Here is a 19902-nt window from a genome sequence, read left to right as displayed (position 1 = left end):
CCGGAAGGCAAACTTAGCGCCTGCCACCCTGATATGTGCGTTTGTCGGGCAAAGCGAAAGACAGTTGGCTCCTACAGCGATGTGGGAATACCAATGTAGGAAAATCACACCAGTTTAAATTTCGATGTCATCCAGGCGACAACTGCGTTCGTTCATCGGACAGAATGCCCTGCAACAGTGCGTTCATCTTAAAAACTCGGTAATCTTGCCGCCATTCTGCTTTTCTGCGTGTGCGTCCCACAAGGAAGCCACGCGCTAGACGGGTCGGTCTTATTCAGACTGACAACATTTCCCATATCCGCACGGGAAATTCCCCTCTAAATCCCGATTTACTAGTGTGGTACTTCCGTAATGAAAGTTTTGAAAGGCCAGGACATTCTGGCACTTGGGTTTATGACCTTTGCCCTGTTCGTTGGGGCTGGCAATATCATTTTCCCGCCAATCGTTGGTTTGCAATCCGGGCCTAATGTCTGGATCGCCGCGCTGGGCTTTTTGATTACGGCTGTGGGTTTGCCGGTTGTCACTGTTGTCGCCCTGGCCAAAGTTGGCGGCGGCATGGATGCACTGAGCAGCCCGATTGGCAAAATCGCCGGTGGCTTGCTCGCGGCTGCGGCCTACCTGGCTGTGGGCCCGCTGTTCGCCACACCGCGTACGGCAACCGTGTCGTTCGAAGTGGGTCTGGCGCCCCTGACCGGTGAAAGCCCGTTGGCGCTGTTCCTGTACAGCTCCGTGTACTTCTTGATCGTGTTCTTCGTTTCGCTGTATCCAGGTCGTTTGCTGGACACGGTAGGGCGCTTCCTGGCTCCGCTCAAAATCATCGCCCTGGCCATTCTCGGTATCGCCGCGTTTGCCTTGCCTGCCGGTGATATCGGTAGCGCGACCCCGGTCTATGAGGCTGCGCCGTTCTCTCAAGGGTTTATTCAGGGTTACCTGACCATGGACACCTTGGGCGCACTGGTTTTCGGCATCGTGATCGTTAACGCGATCCGTTCCCGCGGTGTCGAGTCGCCGAAACTGATTACCCGCTACGCGATCATTGCTGGCCTGGTGGCAGGTGTCGGTCTGACACTGGTGTACCTCAGCCTGTTCCGCCTGGGTTCCGGCAGCCATGAAGTGGCTATCGGTGCAACCAACGGGGCTGCGGTGTTGCACGCCTACGTTCAGCACACCTTTGGTTCGCTCGGCAGTGGTTTCCTGGCTGTGTTGATTGCATTGGCATGCCTGGTAACAGCGGTGGGCCTGACCTGTGCCTGTGCCGAGTACTTCAGCAAGATCTTGCCGCTGTCCTACAAGGCCTTGGTGATTATCCTTGCCGTGTTCTCGCTGGTGGTGTCCAACCTGGGTCTGACCAAGTTGATCGCCTTTTCCATACCCGTGCTGACCGCTATTTACCCGCCGTGCATCGTGCTGGTGGCCTTGAGTTTCTGCAAAGGCTTCTGGAATGAGCAGACGCGTATCGTCGGTCCGGTGATGCTGGCGTCGTTCATTTTTGGCGTGGTCGATGCCCTGAAGGGCGCAGGTCTGGCAGATGGCTTGCCGAACTGGCTGACTCACATGCCCTTCAGCGAGCAAGGCTTGGCCTGGCTGGTGCCGTCGCTGATCGTTCTGGTAGGTGCGTTCATTTACGACCGCCTGCTGGGCAAGTCACAAGAAGCCATTGCCTGACGACACTGCCCGCCAAAAGCGCGCCCACGGTGTCAATAAAAAAGCCCTGTATCGATGAGATACAGGGCTTTTTTTATGGCGCTTGCCTGTAAGAGCGAGCTTGCCTCGCGATCTTTTAAAAGATCCAAAGATCGCGAGGCAAGCTCGCTCCTACAAGGTCAGCTACAGCGAATTACTTGCTTTCAGCCGCTGGAGCATCCTGAGCGGCTTCTTTTGCTGCTGCTTCATTGGATTCAGCTTGGGCTTTAGCCGCCTCAGCGTTCTCTTTAGCAGCGTCGTTTACCTTGTCTTGCGCTTCAGACATTTTTTGTTGAGCTTGTTCTGCGTGCTGATTAGCGTCCTGGGCTTTGTCTTCGGATTTTTTATCGCAAGCAGCAAGGCCCAGGGAAGCGGCCAGCATCAAGGCAACAGCAACGGTATTACGCATGGGATGTTTCTCCTTGTGAGTAGTTCTACGGGGCGTTTGAGCCAGCCCGCGGTACTTAAGTTCCATCGCCCTGCAGATATATAAGTAGTGCCGATTGCACAGAATCTATTGGTAAAAAGTATCAGGCCTTGAAATCCAGAGTTCAGGCCCCAACTTTCATCACATCCCGCCGCCAACCCTCTTGGGCGTGGCTCATGCCATCTAATCGGAGTTTGATAACAATGAGCGTGGAAACTCAAAAGGAAACCCTGGGCTTCCAGACCGAGGTCAAGCAACTGTTGCACCTCATGATCCATTCGCTGTATTCCAACAAGGAAATCTTCCTTCGCGAATTGATCTCGAACGCCTCTGATGCTGTCGACAAATTACGTTTTGAAGCGCTGTCCAAACCAGAACTGCTGGAAGGCGGCGACGAACTTAAAATCCGTGTGAGCTTCGACAAGGACGCTAAAACCGTCACCCTCGAAGACAACGGTATTGGCATGAACCGTGACGACGTGATCGCCCACCTGGGTACGATCGCCAAGTCCGGCACCGCTGATTTCATGAAAAACCTGTCGGGCGATCAAAAGAAAGACTCGAACCTCATTGGCCAGTTCGGTGTGGGCTTCTACTCGGCCTTTATCGTCGCTGACAAAGTTGACGTATATAGCCGCCGCGCCGGTACACCTGCCAGCGAAGGCGTGCACTGGTCTTCCAAAGGCGAAGGCGAGTTCGAAGTTGAGAACGTCGAAAAAGCCTCTCGCGGCACCAAGATCGTTCTGCACCTCAAGTCCGGCGACGAAGAGTTCGCTGATGGCTGGCGCCTGCGCAACATCATCAAAAAATACTCCGACCACATCGCCTTGCCGATCGAACTGCCTAAAGAGCAGGCCGCAGCCGAAGGTGAAGAAGCACCGGCACTGGAATGGGAAACCGTTAACCGCGCCAGCGCCCTGTGGACCCGTCCTCGCACTGAAGTGAAGGACGAGGAATACCAGGAGTTCTACAAGCACATTGCCCACGACTACGAGAACCCGCTGGCCTGGAGCCACAACAAGGTTGAAGGCAAGCTCGAATACAGCTCGCTGCTCTATGTCCCGGCCCGTGCACCGTTCGACCTGTACCAGCGTGAAGCGCCTAAAGGCCTGAAGCTGTATGTACAGCGCGTATTCGTGATGGATCAGGCTGAGTCGTTCCTGCCGCTGTACCTGCGCTTCATCAAAGGTGTGGTTGACTCCAACGACCTGTCGCTGAACGTGTCGCGTGAAATCCTGCAGAAAGATCCGATCATCGACTCCATGAAGTCGGCGCTGACCAAGCGTGTTCTGGACATGCTGGAAAAACTGGCGAAGAACGAGCCAGAGAAATATCAGGGCTTCTGGAAAAACTTCGGCCAGGTCATCAAAGAAGGCCCGGCAGAAGATTTCGCCAACAAAGAAAAAATCGCCGGTCTGCTGCGCTTTGCTTCGACCCATGGTGATGATGGCGAGCAAACGGTTTCTCTGGCCGAGTACCTGGCACGTGCCAAAGAAGGTCAGGACAAGATCTACTACCTGACCGGCGAAACTTACGCTCAGGTCAAAAACAGCCCGCACCTGGAAGTCTTCCGCAAGAAAGGCATCGAAGTGCTGCTGCTGACCGACCGTATCGACGAGTGGCTGATGAGCTACCTGACCGAGTTCGACGGCAAGAGCTTTGTTGACGTGGCGCGCGGTGACCTCGATCTGGGCAACCTGGACTCTGAAGAGGACAAAAAAGCCGCAGAAGAAGTGGCCAAGGCCAAAGAAGGTTTGGTTGAGCGCATCAAGACCGCGCTGGGTGAAAGCGTCAGCGAAGTGCGTGTTTCGCACCGTCTGACCGACTCGCCAGCCATTCTGGCAATTGGTGAACAAGACCTGGGCCTGCAAATGCGCCAGATCCTTGAAGCCAGCGGCCAGAAAGTGCCGGACTCCAAGCCGATCTTTGAATTCAACCCGGGTCACCCGCTGATCGAAAAACTGGATGCGGAGCAGAGCGAAGAGCGTTTTGACGACCTGTCGCACATCCTCTTCGACCAGGCTGCCCTGGCGGCTGGTGACAGCCTCAAAGATCCGGCGGCGTATGTCCGTCGCCTAAATAAGTTGTTAGTTGAGTTGTCCGTGTAACACGTCTATAAAAAACCCGCTTCGGCGGGTTTTTTTTGCTTTGAATTCGGGAGTTTTTAATGAAATCAATTACGGTCAGTTCTGTGGTCTATCAAATCGATGGCCAAGCTTACGAAAGCCGCCTGGCATATGACCCAAGCCGCGAAGAGTCGCTGCCGGGTTTGCTGATGGCACCGAACTGGATGGGCATCAGCGCAGGCGCCGAGGACATCGCCAAAAAGGTCGCTGAGCAAGGGTATGTGGTGCTGATTGCGGACCTGTACGGCCAAGGTGTTCGTCCCGCCAACGGAGATGAAGCCGGCGCTGCCATGATGCCGCTGAAAAATGACCGTGCCTTGCTGCGCAAGCGCATGCAGGCGGCCTACGCAGTGCTCAAAGAGCAAACTGAGGCCAAGGTCGATAGCCAGCAATTGGCGACCTTTGGTTTCTGCTTTGGTGGGTGCTGTTCGCTGGAACTGGCCCGTGATGGCGCTGCGCTAAAGGCTGCGGTGTCGTTCCATGGCTCGCTGGATACACCAAACCCGGCAGACGCCAACAACATCACTGGCTCTGTTTTGGTGTTGCACGGTGCGTCAGACCCATTGGTGCCCCATGAGCAATTGCCGGCTTTTGAAGCCGAGATGAATGCGGCCGAAGTGGACTGGCAGTTGACCAGCTATGGCAGCGCAGTGCATTCGTTCACCGACCCGCACGCCAACGTGCCCGGCAAAATGATGTACGACGCCAAGACCGCACACCGCGCCTTCACCGCCATGCACAACCTGCTGGATGAAGTGTTCAAGGGCTAAATAATCTGTAGTCGCTACCGCAGGCTGCGATCTTTTGATTTTTAAAAGATCGCAGCCTGCGCCAGCGACTACAGGTTTACAGCGCTCTCTCTAGGCTTTCGCTCACCGTCAAATCACGCATCAGCAGGGCATAGCTCAGGTCCACCTGTTCGGGGATCGGCAAGTAAACCGTGTGCCCATCCCCCGGCGCGACTTCGATCGGCAATCCTGCAGTGTTATGCAATTGGTCCAGGTCAAAGTGGTAATTGCCGCGTGGAGTCATCAACTCCAGGTGATCGCCCACGGCAAAACGGTTTTTGACTTTGACTTCCGCGAGACCTTTTCGTCGCTCGCCGGTCAATTCACCGACAAACTGCTGGCGGTGTGACAGAGAACTGCCGTGCAGATAATTCTGGTACTCGTCATGCACATGCCGACGCAAAAAGCCTTCGGTGTAGCCGCGCTGCGCCAGTGACTCCAGATCATTCATCAAGTTGCGGTCGAACTCACGGCCGGCCACCGCATCATCAATCGCCTTGCGGTAGACCTGCGTCGCCCGCGCACAGTAAAAGTGCGACTTGGTACGCCCCTCAATCTTCAGCGAATGCACGCCCATCTCCGTCAGGCGAGCCACGTGTTGCACCGCGCGCAGGTCTTTGGAGTTCATGATGTAGGTGCCGTGCTCGTCCTCGAATGCCGACATGGCTTCGTCCGGGCGGTTGCTTTCGTGCAGCACAAACACTTCGTCGGTCGGCGCGCCCAGACCGAGGGTCGGCTCAACCACCTTCACAACATTGCCCAGTTCGTTTTCTGTGGCGGGCTTGGCTTCGTACTTCCAGCGACACGCGTTGGTGCAACTGCCTTGATTGGCGTCGCGCTTGTTCATGTAGCCAGACAGCAGGCAACGGCCGGAGTAGGCCATGCACAACGCACCATGGACGAAAATCTCAAGCTCCATGTCCGGCACGTGCTCACGGATTTCTTCGATCTCTTCCAGTGACAGCTCGCGGGACAGGATGATCCGGCTCAAGCCTTGCTGGCGCCAGAACTCGACACTGGCCCAGTTTACTGTGTTGGCCTGCACCGACAAGTGAATTGGCATCTGCGCGAAGTGCTGGCGCACCAGCATGATCAGCCCGGGATCGGACATGATCAGCGCATCCGGGCCCATGGCAATTACCGGCTCCAGGTCTTTAAGGAAGGTGCGCAGCTTGGCGTTGTGCGGGGCGATGTTGACCACCACGTAAAAGCGTTTGCCTTGGGCCTGGGCCTCGCGAATGCCGATGGCCAGGTTGTCGTGGTCAAACTCGTTGTTGCGCACCCGCAAGCTGTAACGCGGCTGGCCAGCGTAAACCGCGTCCGCGCCATAGGCGAAGGCGTAGCGCATGTTTTTCAGGGTGCCCGCAGGGGCGAGGAGTTCGGGTGGAGCAAGGCGCATGGTCGGGTCTTTCGCAAAAAGGCGCGATGGTAGTCGAGCCTTTGGGCGCGCTTATTGATCTGGATCTAAAAACCCGTACCTGGCTTAACGCGCCGTGCGTTGCAAGGCCAGCATGACGATCCCGGCGACCACAATCAGCCCGCCGATTACCTGGCCATTGCTCAGCACCTGGTCCAGGATCAGCCAGCCAAACAGCAAACTCGCCACGGGCTCAACGTTCATCACCGGGGCGTTTTGCGCCATGTTCAAGCGCGTCATGCAGATAAACAGCAAGCAGAACCCGAAGCCATACAAGGTGACCAGGCAGGCGAGGGCGGTCCAGCCGGTGGACGAGCTGGGCAACGACACTCCACCGGGCAGCACGCCGCTGATCCCGGCCAGTGTGGCGGCGCTGAACACAATCAACATGGTCAGCATGCTGCGCACGGAGCCGCGCAGGCTCGACAATTTGTGATCGGTGATCCACAGCGCACAGGCGAACACCGAGGCGGCGCCAAAGCCAAACAGAATACCTTCCAGCCATTGCGCCTCGGTGCTGCCCTGATTGGCCAGACGCTCGGGCACGTCCAGCGCAAACACCAGGCCGCACATGATCAGGCCCATCAGCAGGGCTGCGCGGCGGGTAGGTGCAGCGCCGCCCAGCGCCCATGTCAGCAACACCAGCAGAATCGGCGCCATATTGCCGATCAACAACGCCAGCGCGACGGGAATGCGCGCCACCGCTGAATAGAGAAAAAAGCTTTGCGCCGCAATCAGCAGGCCGAGCAACAGTTGCCAGCGCCAGTTGGCAGCGGTTAAGCGAGGTCGTTCGCGTTGCCAGACCACCAAGGCCGTCAGCACCAGCAAGGTGACTCCGGCGCGGCACAGAATCGCCAGCAAGAGGCCGGTTTCGTGATCGAAAGCAATACGCGCAGCGATGTGGTTCCCGGCAAAGGCACAGGCCAGCAGCACCAGAATCAACACTGCAACATGACGGGGAAACAGAGCAGGAGCAGACATAAGCAACCAGCCTCCTTGGCTGGGTAAATACGCACTGTAGGAGCGAGCTTGCCTCGCGATCTTTTAAAGATCAAAAGATCGCGAGACAAGCTCGCTCCTACAGAGGGGAGGGTTACAACACCAGGCTTGGCAGCCACAGCGAGATGGCCGGTACGTAGGTCACCAGCATCAGCACGCCGAACAACGCCAGGTAGAACGGCAGCAGAGCTTTAACGGTGCTTTCAATCGTGACTTTGCCCACCGCCGCACCGACAAACAGCACGGCACCTACCGGCGGGGTAATCAGCCCGATGCCCAGGTTCACCAGCATGATCATGCCGAAGTGCACCGGATCAACGCCGATACCGATGATCACCGGCAGCAGAATCGGCGTCAGGATCAAAATCAGCGGCGCCATGTCCATCACCGTGCCCAGCAGCAGCAACATGACGTTGATGCACATCAGGATCACGTAACGGTTATCCGACAGGGTCAGGAACGCCGTGGTGATTTTCATCGGGATTTCCATCAGCGTCAGGATGTAACCGAAGCTGGCGGCAAAACCGATCAGGATCATCACGATGGAAATCGTCCGTACCGCCCGGTGCATCAACTTGGGCAGGTCGCGCCACTTGTAGTCGCGGTAGATAAACATGGTTACGAAGAATGACCACAACACCGCAATGGCCGCCGACTCGGTGGCCGTAAAAATGCCCGACAAAATACCGCCCAGGATGATGACCATGGCCATCAGCCCCCACAGCGCGTCACCGGCGATTTTCAGGGCCTTTTTCAGCGGGATCACTTCGCCCTTGGGGTAGTTGCGCTTGCGCGCAAAGATCATGCACAGGCCCATCATCACCGCACTGAGCAACAGCCCCGGCATGATCCCGGCCATAAACAGCGAAGCAATTGACACTGTGCCACCGGCCGCCAGCGAGTACAGCACCGAGTTGTGGCTCGGCGGGGTGAGCAGGGCCTGTACCGAGCCGCTGACCGTCACCGCCGTAGAGAACTCGCGAGGGTAGCCCGCACGCTCCATTTCCGGGATTAACACTGACCCCACCGAGGCGGTGTCGGCCACCGACGAGCCCGAGATGGCGCCAAAGAAGGTCGAGGCCACGATGTTGACCAGCGACAGGCCGCCGCGCACAAAGCCTACCAGCACCCCGGCGAAGGCGACCAGCCGGCGCGACATACCGCCTTCGGCCATGATCGCGCCCGCCAGAACGAAGAACGGGATCGCCAACAGCGAGAATTTATTCACGCCCCCGGCCACTTGGATCATCAGCGCGTCGAACGGAATTTCAATCCACCAGGCGCCGATCAACGCCGACAGGCCCAGCGCGTAAGCCACCGGCATGCCAATCAGAATCAGCGCAACAAAGCTGCCTAACAGTACCAAAGCGTCCATTTATACGGCCTCTTCGCTGGCTTCTACGATGTCGAACCGCACAACACGGCGGTGGCTCTGGTCGCCCAGGAAGAGCTTTTCCAGGACAAAGATCAGCGTGATCAAGCCGCCGATGGGGATGGGCAAGTACGAAATGCCGACCCGCATGGACGGCATTTCGCCGAGAAATTGGTTCCAGGTGGTGGCGCAGAGTTTGAAACCCTTGACCGCCATGAACAGGCAGACGATGACCATCAGGATTTGTACCAGCACCGCCACTGGTTTGCGCACGTGCAGCGGCATGCGCTCAACCGCCATGGCCACGGCCATGTGTGCGCCTGCGCGATAGCTGGCCGCCGCACCGAAGAAGGTAAACACCACCATCAACAAAATGGCGGTGGGTTCTGGCCAACTGGACCCTGAGCCCAGCACGTAACGGGCGAAGATGCCCCAAGGGATGATCAGGGTCATGGTCAACACCGACAACCCGGCGATCGCAATACAGACCCTGTACAGAAAGTCGTTAAAACGCAGCACGGCATTTTTCATGGAGGCTCACCCCTGTGGCGGTGAACGGGCTGGCGCCCGTCACCGCGGCGTTATCGGACAGGCTTACTGAACAGCTTCGATACGCGAGATCAGCTCTTTGTAGTTGGCGCCGTATTTGTCACGAACCGGTTGGGTGGCGTCGTAGAAGGCTTTTTTCTGGTCCGGGGTGAGGGTGATGAACTCCACACCGGCGGTTTTGAGTTTGGCTTCACTCTCGGCCGATTTTTTATCCCAGATCACGCGCTCTTCCATCTGCGCTTCGCGGGCCAGTTTCTGCACCAGTGCCTGTTGCTCAGGGTTGAGCTTGTTCCACGTGGTTTTGGCAATCACGATGGGTTCCGGCAGGATCAAATGGTCAGTCCAGGTGAAGTACTTGGCGTTCTGGTAGTGGTTGTGTTCAAGGAACGTCGGGGGGTTGTTTTCGGCGCCATCAATCACGCCCGTCTGCAAGGCGCTGAAGATCTCGCCGGTGGCCATGGCAATGCCGTTACCGCCCATGTCATTGATGGTGTCGATAAACACCGGGTTGCCTTGCACGCGGATCTTCATGCCTTTGAGGTCGGCTATCTCGCGCACGGGTTTTTTGGTGTAGAGGTTGCGGGTACCGCCGTCCATCCACGCCAGAGCGACCATGTTGAAGTCGGAGTTGGTGATTTTGTCGAGCATCTCCTGGCCGATTTCGCCGTCGATGATTTTGCGCATGTGCGCTTGATCGCGGAACACGAAAGGCAGGTTGAAGGCATTGGTTTCCGGCACCACCGGGCCCAGGATGCCGAGGCTGACACGGGTCATTTGCACGGCGCCAGACTGCAACTGTTCAACCACTTCTTTCTCGGAGCCGAGCACGCCACCGGCAAACATCTTGAACGAAATGTCGCCGTTGCTTTGCGCCGCCAGCTTTTTGCCCATCTCTTGTTCAGCCACTACCGGCGGATAGCCGACCGGGTGAACTTCAGCGAATTTGATCTTGATTTCGGCCTGGGCTACGCCCGACAGGCAGAAGGCAAGCGGCAATGCAGCGATGAGTAAGGTGCGTTTGAAATCCATGGGTCACTCCACATATTGTTTTTGTTATTTAAAGGTTCTGGATCAGCAGGATTAAACAGTCAGCTTGTGTACGCGGGCTCCGCCAGCCCTTTAACACCAGGGTTAAGGGCAAACACGCCGCCCGCCAAAGGTTGGTCACTGAGGTCGCCTGCGGGGCGAATCGAGGTGACGAACAGGGTGTCCAGATTCGCACCGCCAAAGGCGCACATCGCAGGCTTCTTGACCGGGACGGCCAGCGAGCGGTCAAGTGTGCCTTCGGGGGTAAACCGGTGAATCAACCCGGCATCGTTGCCGCAAATCCAGTAGCAGCCGTCGGCGTCGACAGCGGCGCCGTCAGGGCGGCCCGGATGTTGTGTCATGTCGACAAACAGGCGGCGGTTGTGTGGGGTGGCCGTGTCGATGTCGTAATCGAAGGCCCAGATCTTTTGCACGTCCGGGTGCGAGTCCGAGAGGTACAGGGTCAGGCCGTCGGGGCTGAACGCCAGGCCGTTAGGCACGATAAACCCGGTCAACTGCGGTTTCAGAGGTTCGTGTTGCCCGGCTTCATAGCGATACATCGCACCGGCGGGCACCCCTGCGGCCATGTCCAGCAGCATGGTGCCGGCCCAGAAGCGGCCCTGGCGATCACAGCGACCATCATTGAAACGCATGCCCGCTTGGGCATGGTTCACGCTGCTTAACAGGCGGGTATTCAGGCGCCCATCGGTCTGGGGCGTGAGGGTGAAAACGCCGCTTTCCATTGCGCCAATCCAGTGGCCATCATGGCCTCTGGCGATACACGCAAGCATTTGCGGGGCTTCCCAGCTTTGGCTGAAGCCATCGGCGGCCTGCCAGCGGTGCAGACGCCGGGCCGGGATATCAACCCAGTACAGCGCTTGTTCGGCAACACTCCAGACCGGGCTTTCACCCGTGGCATTGCGTGCGTCTAGAATCAGTTCGGCAGTCATGCGGCTTGATCCCTGCGTTGTTGTTCTTATTCGTCGCCAAAAGGGCCGGCTGCCACAAAGGCACCGCCTTGATAAATTCTGCTGGGGTCACCGGCAGGCGGCATGGGTTGAGCTTCAACCTTGTCGCGGAAGATCTCTGAGTTGTCCTTGGGGGCGAAACCCAAGTGCGCCGCATAGCGGTTGTCCCACCACACGTTCAAATTGTTCGAGGCGCCATAGACCACGGTATGCCCGACATTCGGCGTGTAGAGCGCGCGTTCGAGCAACTGCGTGAGGTCGGCATAGCTCAGCCAGGTGTGCATCATTCGGCGGTTTTGCGGTTCGGGGAAGGAAGAGCCGATGCGGATGCTGACGGTTTCGATGCCATAACGGTCGAAATAAAAGGTCGCCATGTCTTCGCCATACGACTTCGACAGCCCGTAGTAACCGTCGGGGCGGCGAGGGGAGCGGGCATCGAGTGTCTGGTCTTGCTGGTAAAAACCGATCACATGGTTAGAGCTGGCAAATACAACACGCTTGACCCCGTGTCGGCGCGCCGCTTCGTAAATATGAAACACGCCGCTGATGTTGGGGCCGAGGATTTCTTCAAAGGGGCGTTCAACTGACACACCGCCAAAATGCAGGATGGCGTCCACGCCTTTGACCAACTGGTGCACGGCCTGTTTGTCGGCGAGGTCACACACGATGGTTTCTTCATGGCTGTCGGCTGCGCAGGCCATTGGCGCAATATCAGACAGTCGCAGCACCTTGGCATAAGGCTTGAGGGTTTCGCGCAGCACCTTCCCCAAACCACCCGCAGCACCGGTGAGAAGAAGGCGATTGAAGGGAGTTTGGACAGTACGAGTGTTAGTCATCAAGGACCCCTGCATTTCTTATTAATGTCATCTGTTGTCGTATGACTTGGTTCGGATTATTCACAGCCCTGGGCGGTGTTGTCAATGCGCGATTTTGCCAAGTGCCATCATTGCGCCTCAACCCTTTGCAGGCGCGAGCTTGCCTCGCGATCTTTAAACCGATCACGAGACAAGCGGGCGGGTTACAACAACGACAGCGGGTAGCTGATAAAGATGCGGTTCTCGTCAAACTCATGGGCGCTGTAGTCGCGACGGATGCTCGCGTTACGCCAGCGCACTGTCAGGTCCTTGAGGGTGCCGCTTTGCACGGTGTAGGCCAGTTCCGATTCGCGGCCCCACTCTTTGCCGTCAGTGGTGGTGGCGGTGTGGATGTTACTGCCGCTGATATAGCGGTTCATCATGGTCAGACCCGGGACCCCAAGTACGGCGAAATCAAGGTCATGACGCAGTTGCCAGGAGCGTTCCTTGGCCAGGTCATAGCTGGAGTTGTAACTGTCGTTGGCCAGGGTGCCGCCGCTGGTGCCGTTGACGCGGAACCAGCCGTCGTCGCCGTACACTCTTTGCAGGCCGACATACAGGGTGTTGCCTTTGTATTTGGCCGAGAGCAGGGCAGATGCGGTTTTGTTGTCCAGTTCACCGGCACGTTTGCTGCCGTCTTCCTTGCCCCAGAAGTAACCGAGGTTCGCGCCCAGGGTGACATCGCCCACCGGCTGGCTGTGGATCAGGTTGAGGAATTGCTGCTGGTAGATGTTTTCCAGTTCGGCATACCAGGCGCCGACCTGGGTGCGCTTTTCGTTGAAGGTGTAATCACCGCCGGCAAAATTGAAGCGGTCTGATGTGAAGGCGCCTTTGCCGTTGAGCGACATGTCTTCCATGCTCGCGTCATTGCGTGGGCTGTTGGCGCGGAACTGCCCGCCGTAAAGGTTCAGGTTGGTGATTTCTTTAGAGGTGATCTGTGCACCGCGAAAGGTCTGAGGCAGCGAGCGACCGTCATCTGAACGCAAAATTGGCAGCACCGGCATCCACTCGCCGACTTTCAGTTCAGTGTTCGAGAACTTGGCTTTGGCGGCGACACCCAGGCGCCCGAAATTCTTGGCCGGTTCGCCATCACTGCCGGTCGGCAGCAACTGCGTGCCCGCCGTGCCTTTGCCGCCATCAAGTTTTTGCGAGTACATCCCCAGCACGTCCACCCCGAAACCGACGGTGCCTTGGGTAAAGCCGGATTTGACGTCAAGAATGAAGTTTTGCGTCCATTCTTCGGCCTTGCTTTGCGGGGCGCGGCTGTTGGGGTAGTCCGGGTTGGTGTAGTTGCGGTTGATGTACGCGTTACGCAGGGTAAGGGTCGCTTTGGTGTCGTCGATAAACCCTTCTGCCATGCCTGTCAGCGGCAGCGTAAACGACATGCTGCCCAGCCCCATAAGAATCAATGAACGGGTGTTGTGAGATCTCATTATTGTTGTGCTCCCATTTTTGACAAAGCCGTCCTCACGTGACCGACAGAAGCGGCCTGCAATGTGAAGGCGGTGTGTGTTGCCCTGGTGTCAGGGCGCTGACTCAAACCGTTGTGACGGCAGAGTCTTTTGCTGCAGACAGACGTTCAGCAAAAGCGGCAGGCAATCGGCCCGTGTGCAATCGGGCTCGACCGGGGTGTGCGAGGGGCGTAATGCGAGAGAGTGCGGTCATACGGAATTCCCTGATTATTATTGTTGTGTTATCCGTTGTCGTACAACTTTGGCGGATTATTTGCACCTTCGGAGGCCTTTGTCAATGCAGGGTCAAGCAAACAAATCAGGGTTTCATCGGGGCAGGGGGTGGTTGAACTCACTGGCGAAGGGTGATCGTACAACCGCCATGAGCTATCATGCGATAACTTGCAGTTCGCACTTAGACCCCGAGATAAATGTTGACCATGGAAAACCCCACTGACGTTCCACGCCTTCCTCGCAAACGCCGTAGCCTCGCGCAGGAATTGGTGACGGTGCTGTCCGAGCAAATTCGCGACGGCTTGCTCAAGCGCGGCGACAAGCTGCCCACCGAGTCCGCGATCATGGAAGCCCATGGCGTCAGCCGCACTGTGGTGCGCGAGGCAATCTCCCGTTTGCAGGCGGCAGGGCAAGTCGAGACGCGGCATGGCATCGGCACGTTCGTGCTGGACACGCCGAGCCCGAGCGGCTTTCGTATCGACCCGGCCACCGTGGTGACATTGCGCGACGTGCTGGCGATTCTGGAGTTGCGTATCAGCCTGGAGGTTGAGTCGGCCGGGTTGGCCGCGCAGCGTCGTAACCCGGAACAGTTGGCCGCCATGCGTGCCGCCCTGGATGCCCTTAACGAAAACACTGCCCGTAACGGCGATGCCGTGGCGTCGGATTTTCAATTCCACCTGCAGATTGCGCTGGCCACCGGCAACCGCTATTTCACCGACATCATGAACCACCTGGGCACCAGTATCATCCCGCGCACCCGCCTCAACTCGGCGAGCCTGGCCCATGATGATCAGGGGCAGTACATGAGCCGCCTGGGCCGTGAACACGAAGAAATCTACGCCGCCATTGCCCGCCAGGACTCCGACGCCGCCCGTGCGGCCATGCGTTTACACCTGACCAACAGCCGCGAACGCCTGCGCCATGCGCATGAAGAGGCAGAGGCGCAGGGCTAAAGAACTGCACTTGTAGTCGCTGCCGAAGGCTGCGATGGGCGGCGATGGGCTGCGCAACGGCCCTCACCGTTGAAGTCAACAGCGAAGGTCCTGCGGTCCTTATCGCAGCCTTCGGCAGCGACTACAGGTCTACTTAAGACATGGAAGGTGTATGAACGAAACAAGTCTGCAACGTAAAACCCTGCTCCTGCTTCTGGCCTTCGTCACCGTTGCCTTTATCTGGATTTTGCTACCGTTCTATGGGGCGATTTTTTGGGCGGTGGCGCTGGGTATTCTGTTCGCGCCCTTGCAGCGCAAGTTGCTCCTCAAATTCAAAGGTCGGCGTAACCTGGCCACCTTTGTCACGCTCACAGCCTGCACCCTGATCGCGATTCTGCCGGTGATTTTCACCACGATCCTGCTGGTGCAAGAAGTGGCCACCCTTTATAGCGATGTGCAAAGCGGCAAGATCAACGTCGCCGGCTACATCGCCCAACTGCAGAGCAGCTTGCCCCATCAGGTCACGGAATGGCTCGACCGCTTGGGCTTGAGAAGCATTGAAGGCGTCAGCGATAAAATCTCCAAGGGCGCGCTTGAAGGCAGCCAGTTCTTTGCCACCCAAGTGTTCAACTTTGGCCAGAGCACTTTTGAGCTGGTGGTGAGCTTTTTCATCATGCTCTACCTGTTGTATTTCTTTATTCGTGACGGTCAGGCCATGGTGCGTTTGATCCGCAATGCGGTGCCCATGGCTGAACAGCACAAGCGCCTGCTGCAAATCAAATTGCGTCGTGTGGTCAGGGCTTCAGTCAAAGGCAATTTGGCGGTGGCCGTTGTACAAGGTGCGCTGGGCGGGGTGATCTTCTGGATTCTGGGCATTCAGAGCTCGCTGTTTTGGGCGGTGCTGATGATGTTTCTGTCGTTGTTGCCTGCCGTCGGGGCGGGCATCGTCTGGGCGCCGGTGGCGATTTACTTCCTGACCACCGGGATGATCTGGCAAGGCGTGGTGCTGGCGCTGTTCGGCGTCTTCGTCATCGGTATGGTCGACAACGTATTACGCCCGATCCTGGTGGGCAAAGACACGAAAATGCCGGACTTCCTGATCCTGATTTCGACCTTGGGCGGCATGGCGATTTTCGGCCTCAATGGCTTTGTCATCGGGCCATTGATCGCCGCCCTGTTCCTGTCGAGCTGGGGATTGTTCAGCGGCACGCGGCGCAAGGTCCGTTTGCCCGCTGACAAAATCACGCTCGACTAACGAAAGCTGTACGAAACCCCGACGTAGGCGCCCCGGCCTTCGCCGGGGGTGGAGCGGGCGGCGTCCTGGCCTTTGTCGTCGTAGCCCGGCGTCACCGTGGCGGCGTAGCGCTCGCCTGTAAGGTTGCGCAGGTCGATCCAGGTCTGCCAGTCGCGCTTGGGGGAGGCGTAGCCCAGCGTCGCGCCCCACAGCATGTAAGAGGATGTGTAGTAGGTGTTGGCATAGTCCACCGCCATACGTGAAGCCACTTGGGTGTTGACCCCCGCGTAGAAGCCTTGCGGGTGCTCATAACGCACTTCAGCCTGGTAGTAGTGCTGTGGGATGCCCGGCAAACGGTTGTCACCAAAGCGCGAGTCATCGCGGTAATGGAAGTCGCTGAAGGTGTAGGCCTGACGCAGCGACACGCTGCCCACGCTATCGCGCTGCCACAAGCGGCTATTGAGCCCGGCTTCAATGCCTTGGTGCACGGTCGAGCTGGCGTTGGACTCGCCGACAATCGGTGCCAGGTCCGCCGTGGCAGCTTGCAGCTCAACCGTCAGCAGTTCATGGCGCACGGCCGAGTAGTACCAGGCCAGATCCCATTGGCCGATCCCCGAGTCGCCCCGCGTGCCCAGCTCAAGGGTGGTCGCGGTCTGGTTCTGCATGGCAATCGGGGTGCTTTGGCGCCCGGTGGCCGGGCCGCTGCCCACCGGGAATACGTACGGCGAACTCCAAATCATCGACCACGGGTGCGGCGGCTCAACCGAGCGACTGAGGTTGCCGTACACCTGCAAGTGCGGGTTGAACTCATAGCGCAAGCCCAGGCGCGGCGCGTAATCCCAATCATGGCGGCTGACTTTGCCGCCGCTTTCGGGGTAGCTCACTTCACTTTCGCGGCGGGTATAGATCAGCGCCATGCCGGTGGTCAGCCACAGATCGGGCATCAGCTCCAGATCATTGCTGGCGTGCAGCACGCTGTCCGAACCCTGATAACTGAAGTCGCGCATTTTGGTGCCCGGCGCATAGCTGGCGGTATTGCCGCGCGGGATGCGCACGTATTCCGATGCGCCGCTGTTGGGCAAATGCTTGCTGCTGCGCAGACCCACCGTGGTTTTGCTTTCAAGACCAAACAGGGTGTCGCGGCGCTTGTAGTTCAAGGTGCCGCTGACATCGGTGTAGGCCACCTTCAGCCGGTTAGGCCCTTCGCGCAGATCCATGGGGTAATCGTGGTAAACCAGCCCGACTTCCAGTTGCGAATCATCGTCCAGGTACAGCGTGGTTTTGTTGCCCAACCAGGTGCTGCCGGGTTGCGGGCGGGTGTAGTCGCCGCTCACATACGCCGGATTGGCAGCGCGTGGGTGATGCTTGATTTGCTCTTTGGTGACCCGGCCTGCGAGTTCGTTATCGGTTTCGCGATAACGCAGATAAAAGCGCGTTTCCAGTTGCGGGCTGAAACGATAGCCAATATTGGCAGCGATGCCTTTGCTGTTGCCTGACGTGTGGTCTTGATAGCCGTTGGTCTCAGCGTCGTTCAGCGACACGTAGTAGTCCAGATCCCCCAACACTTGCCCGGAACTGATTTGGCGTTTCTGGTAGCCATAACTGCCCGTTTCATAGCGCACTTGCAGGGGCGCGGCGTCATAGCCGGTGTGGGTGACGTAATTGATCGAGCCACCCAAGGCCAGCGCGCCGACATCAAAACCATTGGCACCGCGCAACACCTCAGCGCGGCTCAGCCACAACGGCTCGAACAGCTCATAGGGCGTACCGCCGGGGCCGGTCAGCGGCAGGCCATCAAACATCACATACAGGCCCGAGCCGTGGGCGCCGGGGGCGCGGTTGATGCCCGAACCGCGCACCGAGACCTTGGTGCCCTCATTACCGCCAGATTGCGCATACACACCGGGTTGATACGCCAGCACATCACTGTTGGTCGCGACGCGGCCCTGTTCGACCGCGTTCATGTCGATCACATTGCTGGCGCCGGGCACCTGCTTGAGCGCCTCCTGTGCGGCTTGCAGGTCGCTGCTTTCCTCACTGCGAACCTGAACCTCACCCAACTCCAGCGGGTTAGCATAAGCGGGCGCAGCGCAGACAAGCGCCAAAGGCAGAAACGAAGACAAGGCAGATCGCATTAACAGGCATTCCAGGACGATGGGCGGGCGGCGCGCCAGCCTATACAAGCCCGTAATCACTCGCAACTGTCAGACAATCACAGCCCCACCTAACTGTAGGAGCGAGCTTGCCTCGCGATCTTTTGATCTTTAAAAGATCGCGAGGCAAGCTCGCTCCTAAAGGGGCTGGCAGGATCAAAAAAAATACCCCGTGAAGGCCGGGCCTTCACGGGGTATCGGGACAACCGTTTAACGCTTAACCGTGCAGGTACAGCGTTGCGTGTTGCACCAGTTCCAGCATCGGTTGTGGGTACACGCCCAGTACGAACACCAGAATCGAAACCGCCAGCAGCATCACGCCACCTGCTTTCTGCTCCCAGTTCAGCGGAGCATCGTGGCGATGCAGTTTCGGCTCGACCAGGTACAGGGTCACCATCACACGCAGGTAGTAGAACACGCCGATGGCGCTACCCAGGATCAGGGAACCGACCAGCCACCATTGGTGAGCTTCAACGCCGGTCGCAATGATGTAGAACTTGCCGATAAAGCCAGCGGTCAGCGGGATACCGGCCAAGGACAGCATCATCACGGTCAGTACGGCGGTCATGTACGGACGGCGCCAGAACAGGCCGCGGTACTCGTACAGTGCGTCTGCGTCACGGCCTTTGTACGGCGACGACATCATGGTAATGACGCCGAACGCACCGAGGCTGGTGAGCACGTAGGTGATCAGGTACACGCCGATCGCTTCAACGGCCATGCCTTTGCTCGCAATCAGGGCGATCAGCAGGTAGCCAAAGTGGGCGATGGACGAGAAACCCAGCAGACGCTTGAGGTTGTTTTGGGTCAGGGCCAGCAGGTTACCGAACAGGATCGAAGCAATCGCGATCACGGTCAGTACGTCGCTCATCACACCGGTAGTCGCGGCCGGGGAGATCTGGAACAGACGCACGATGACGGCAAACACGGCAACTTTCGAAGCGGTGGCCAAGAAAGCCGCCACAGGCGCCGGAGCACCTTCGTACACGTCTGGGGTCCAGAGGTGGAACGGTACCAGCGACAGTTTAAAGGCCAGACCCACCAGCATCATGCCCAGACCCAGCTGTGCGATGGCGCTTGGCGCGCCAGTCGACGCCAAGGCGTGGCCGATACCGCTGAAGCTCAGGCTGCCGGCTTCGGCGTACAGCAGGGCCATACCGAACAGCAGGAACGCAGAACCTGCAGCCGACAGCACCATGTACTTGATGCCGGCTTCCAGCGAACGCTTGTTGAAGAAGGCGTAAGCCACCAAGCCGTAGACCGGAACCGAGAGCAACTCCAGGCCGATGAACAAACCCGCCAGGTGTTGCGCGCTCACCAGCACGATACCGCCAGCCGCAGCCAGCAGGATCAGCAGGTAAAGCTCTTCGCGGTTGCCCGGGTAGCCGGTGCCGCCTTCGCCCAGGTAAGCATGGGCGAGGGTGACGCAGGCCAGCGTCGAGACCAGGATCAGCCCGGTGTACAGATAGGCGAAGTTGTCCATCATCAACAGCGGGGTGACAGCCAGCGGTGCCACTTTTAATGCCGGGAAAATCGACAGCAGTGCCAGGTTAAGACCCGCCACCGAAAGCAGGAAGGTCTGTGAGTGATTGCGGCGCCACGCGATTGCCAGCATCACCACCACAACGGTGAGGCTGGTAATCAGCAGTGGAGCAAGCGCGATAAAGTGTTGGATCGTGAATTCCATAG

16 protein-coding genes are annotated in these 19902 nt (G+C 58.2%); 5 read left to right on the top strand and 11 right to left on the bottom strand.

Features of this window, described 5'->3' with window-relative positions; all coding sequences use genetic code 11:
* Positions 1-351: 351 nt before the first annotated feature.
* The gene (brnQ, locus tag GHO41_RS07950; protein ID WP_123750396.1) at positions 352-1665 is read left to right on the top strand and encodes a branched-chain amino acid transport system II carrier protein; all 1314 of its coding nucleotides are present in this window, start codon (positions 352-354) and stop codon (positions 1663-1665) included.
* A 172-nt stretch (positions 1666-1837) separates the two neighbouring features.
* Here the strand turns inward: brnQ and GHO41_RS07945 are convergent, their stop codons facing one another.
* Entirely contained in the window at positions 1838-2092 is a 255-nt protein-coding gene (locus GHO41_RS07945; protein WP_048391680.1) for a hypothetical protein, read from the bottom strand.
* A 221-nt stretch (positions 2093-2313) separates the two neighbouring features.
* Here GHO41_RS07945 and htpG point away from each other — a divergent pair, with 221 nt between their 5' ends.
* Together htpG and GHO41_RS07935 are read left to right on the top strand one after the other, a co-directional pair.
* Positions 2314-4218, top strand: coding sequence for a molecular chaperone HtpG (htpG, locus tag GHO41_RS07940; RefSeq protein ID WP_048368570.1), 1905 nt, complete (start codon positions 2314-2316; stop codon positions 4216-4218).
* Between the two features lie 59 nt (positions 4219-4277).
* Positions 4278-5006, top strand: coding sequence for a dienelactone hydrolase family protein (locus tag GHO41_RS07935; RefSeq protein WP_153390265.1), 729 nt, complete (start codon positions 4278-4280; stop codon positions 5004-5006).
* A gap of 76 nt (positions 5007-5082) precedes the next feature.
* Here GHO41_RS07935 and yegQ read toward each other — a convergent pair whose 3' ends face one another.
* From yegQ to GHO41_RS07895, 8 genes are all read right to left on the bottom strand, one after another.
* Positions 5083-6423, bottom strand: coding sequence for a tRNA 5-hydroxyuridine modification protein YegQ (yegQ, locus tag GHO41_RS07930; RefSeq protein WP_153390267.1), 1341 nt, complete (start codon positions 6421-6423; stop codon positions 5083-5085).
* A gap of 84 nt (positions 6424-6507) precedes the next feature.
* Positions 6508-7422, bottom strand: a complete 915-nt coding sequence (locus GHO41_RS07925) for a DMT family transporter (protein ID WP_153390269.1) — start codon at positions 7420-7422, stop codon at positions 6508-6510.
* Between the two features lie 112 nt (positions 7423-7534).
* Positions 7535-8815 (bottom strand): TRAP transporter large permease, encoded by a 1281-nt coding sequence (locus GHO41_RS07920; protein ID WP_048368566.1) that lies wholly within the window; start codon positions 8813-8815, stop codon positions 7535-7537.
* On the bottom strand, positions 8816-9343 hold the full coding sequence (locus tag GHO41_RS07915; RefSeq protein WP_048387721.1) for a TRAP transporter small permease: 528 nt from the start codon (positions 9341-9343) through the stop codon (positions 8816-8818).
* 63 nt (positions 9344-9406) lie between these two features.
* On the bottom strand, positions 9407-10390 hold the full coding sequence (locus GHO41_RS07910; RefSeq protein WP_048368564.1) for a TRAP transporter substrate-binding protein: 984 nt from the start codon (positions 10388-10390) through the stop codon (positions 9407-9409).
* 59 nt (positions 10391-10449) lie between these two features.
* Positions 10450-11337: an SMP-30/gluconolactonase/LRE family protein gene (locus GHO41_RS07905; protein ID WP_048368563.1), complete on the bottom strand. Its 888-nt coding sequence runs from the start codon at positions 11335-11337 to the stop codon at positions 10450-10452.
* Between the two features lie 26 nt (positions 11338-11363).
* Positions 11364-12191: an NAD(P)-dependent oxidoreductase gene (locus GHO41_RS07900; protein ID WP_153433334.1), complete on the bottom strand. Its 828-nt coding sequence runs from the start codon at positions 12189-12191 to the stop codon at positions 11364-11366.
* A 182-nt stretch (positions 12192-12373) separates the two neighbouring features.
* Positions 12374-13642 carry an OprD family porin gene (locus tag GHO41_RS07895; RefSeq protein WP_048368561.1) on the bottom strand — a complete coding sequence of 423 codons (1269 nt, stop codon included), beginning with the start codon at positions 13640-13642 and terminating at the stop codon, positions 12374-12376.
* A gap of 458 nt (positions 13643-14100) precedes the next feature.
* Here GHO41_RS07895 and GHO41_RS07890 point away from each other — a divergent pair, with 458 nt between their 5' ends.
* The gene (locus GHO41_RS07890) at positions 14101-14847 is read left to right on the top strand and encodes a FadR/GntR family transcriptional regulator (protein ID WP_123750549.1); all 747 of its coding nucleotides are present in this window, start codon (positions 14101-14103) and stop codon (positions 14845-14847) included.
* Between the two features lie 151 nt (positions 14848-14998).
* Positions 14999-16081 carry an AI-2E family transporter gene (locus tag GHO41_RS07885; protein ID WP_123750405.1) on the top strand — a complete coding sequence of 361 codons (1083 nt, stop codon included), beginning with the start codon at positions 14999-15001 and terminating at the stop codon, positions 16079-16081.
* Here the strand turns inward: GHO41_RS07885 and GHO41_RS07880 are convergent.
* Both GHO41_RS07880 and nuoN read right to left on the bottom strand, forming a co-directional pair.
* Complete coding sequence (locus tag GHO41_RS07880; RefSeq protein WP_153433333.1) at positions 16078-18195, bottom strand: TonB-dependent receptor domain-containing protein; 2118 nt, start codon at positions 18193-18195, stop codon at positions 16078-16080. The two genes, GHO41_RS07885 and GHO41_RS07880, sit on opposite strands and share 4 nt — an antisense overlap.
* A gap of 235 nt (positions 18196-18430) precedes the next feature.
* The gene (gene nuoN / locus GHO41_RS07875) at positions 18431-19900 is read right to left on the bottom strand and encodes an NADH-quinone oxidoreductase subunit NuoN (RefSeq protein ID WP_048368558.1); all 1470 of its coding nucleotides are present in this window, start codon (positions 19898-19900) and stop codon (positions 18431-18433) included.
* Between the last annotated feature and the right edge of the window lie 2 nt (positions 19901-19902).

This window comes from Pseudomonas sp. FSL R10-0399, assembly GCF_009600165.1.
Lineage (GTDB): Bacteria > Pseudomonadota > Gammaproteobacteria > Pseudomonadales > Pseudomonadaceae > Aquipseudomonas > Aquipseudomonas helleri.
Note: the sequence above shows the minus strand (reverse complement) of the source record. Positions and strands in the feature narration are given on the sequence as shown.

Excerpts from the sequence above, each read along its gene's own strand:
- brnQ (WP_123750396.1), top strand. The coding sequence starts at position 352 with ATGAAAGTTTTGAAAGGCCAGGACATTCTGGCACTTGGGTTTATGACC.
- GHO41_RS07945 (WP_048391680.1), bottom strand. The coding sequence starts at position 2,092 with ATGCGTAATACCGTTGCTGTTGCCTTGATGCTGGCCGCTTCCCTGGGC.
- htpG (WP_048368570.1), top strand. The coding sequence starts at position 2,314 with ATGAGCGTGGAAACTCAAAAGGAAACCCTGGGCTTCCAGACCGAGGTC.
- GHO41_RS07935 (WP_153390265.1), top strand. The coding sequence starts at position 4,278 with ATGAAATCAATTACGGTCAGTTCTGTGGTCTATCAAATCGATGGCCAA.
- yegQ (WP_153390267.1), bottom strand. The coding sequence starts at position 6,423 with ATGCGCCTTGCTCCACCCGAACTCCTCGCCCCTGCGGGCACCCTGAAA.
- GHO41_RS07925 (WP_153390269.1), bottom strand. The coding sequence starts at position 7,422 with ATGTCTGCTCCTGCTCTGTTTCCCCGTCATGTTGCAGTGTTGATTCTG.
- GHO41_RS07920 (WP_048368566.1), bottom strand. The coding sequence starts at position 8,815 with ATGGACGCTTTGGTACTGTTAGGCAGCTTTGTTGCGCTGATTCTGATT.
- GHO41_RS07915 (WP_048387721.1), bottom strand. The coding sequence starts at position 9,343 with ATGAAAAATGCCGTGCTGCGTTTTAACGACTTTCTGTACAGGGTCTGT.
- GHO41_RS07910 (WP_048368564.1), bottom strand. The coding sequence starts at position 10,390 with ATGGATTTCAAACGCACCTTACTCATCGCTGCATTGCCGCTTGCCTTC.
- GHO41_RS07905 (WP_048368563.1), bottom strand. The coding sequence starts at position 11,337 with ATGACTGCCGAACTGATTCTAGACGCACGCAATGCCACGGGTGAAAGC.
- GHO41_RS07900 (WP_153433334.1), bottom strand. The coding sequence starts at position 12,191 with ATGACTAACACTCGTACTGTCCAAACTCCCTTCAATCGCCTTCTTCTC.
- GHO41_RS07895 (WP_048368561.1), bottom strand. The coding sequence starts at position 13,642 with ATGAGATCTCACAACACCCGTTCATTGATTCTTATGGGGCTGGGCAGC.
- GHO41_RS07890 (WP_123750549.1), top strand. The coding sequence starts at position 14,101 with ATGGAAAACCCCACTGACGTTCCACGCCTTCCTCGCAAACGCCGTAGC.
- GHO41_RS07885 (WP_123750405.1), top strand. The coding sequence starts at position 14,999 with ATGAACGAAACAAGTCTGCAACGTAAAACCCTGCTCCTGCTTCTGGCC.
- GHO41_RS07880 (WP_153433333.1), bottom strand. The coding sequence starts at position 18,195 with ATGCGATCTGCCTTGTCTTCGTTTCTGCCTTTGGCGCTTGTCTGCGCT.
- nuoN (WP_048368558.1), bottom strand. The coding sequence starts at position 19,900 with ATGGAATTCACGATCCAACACTTTATCGCGCTTGCTCCACTGCTGATT.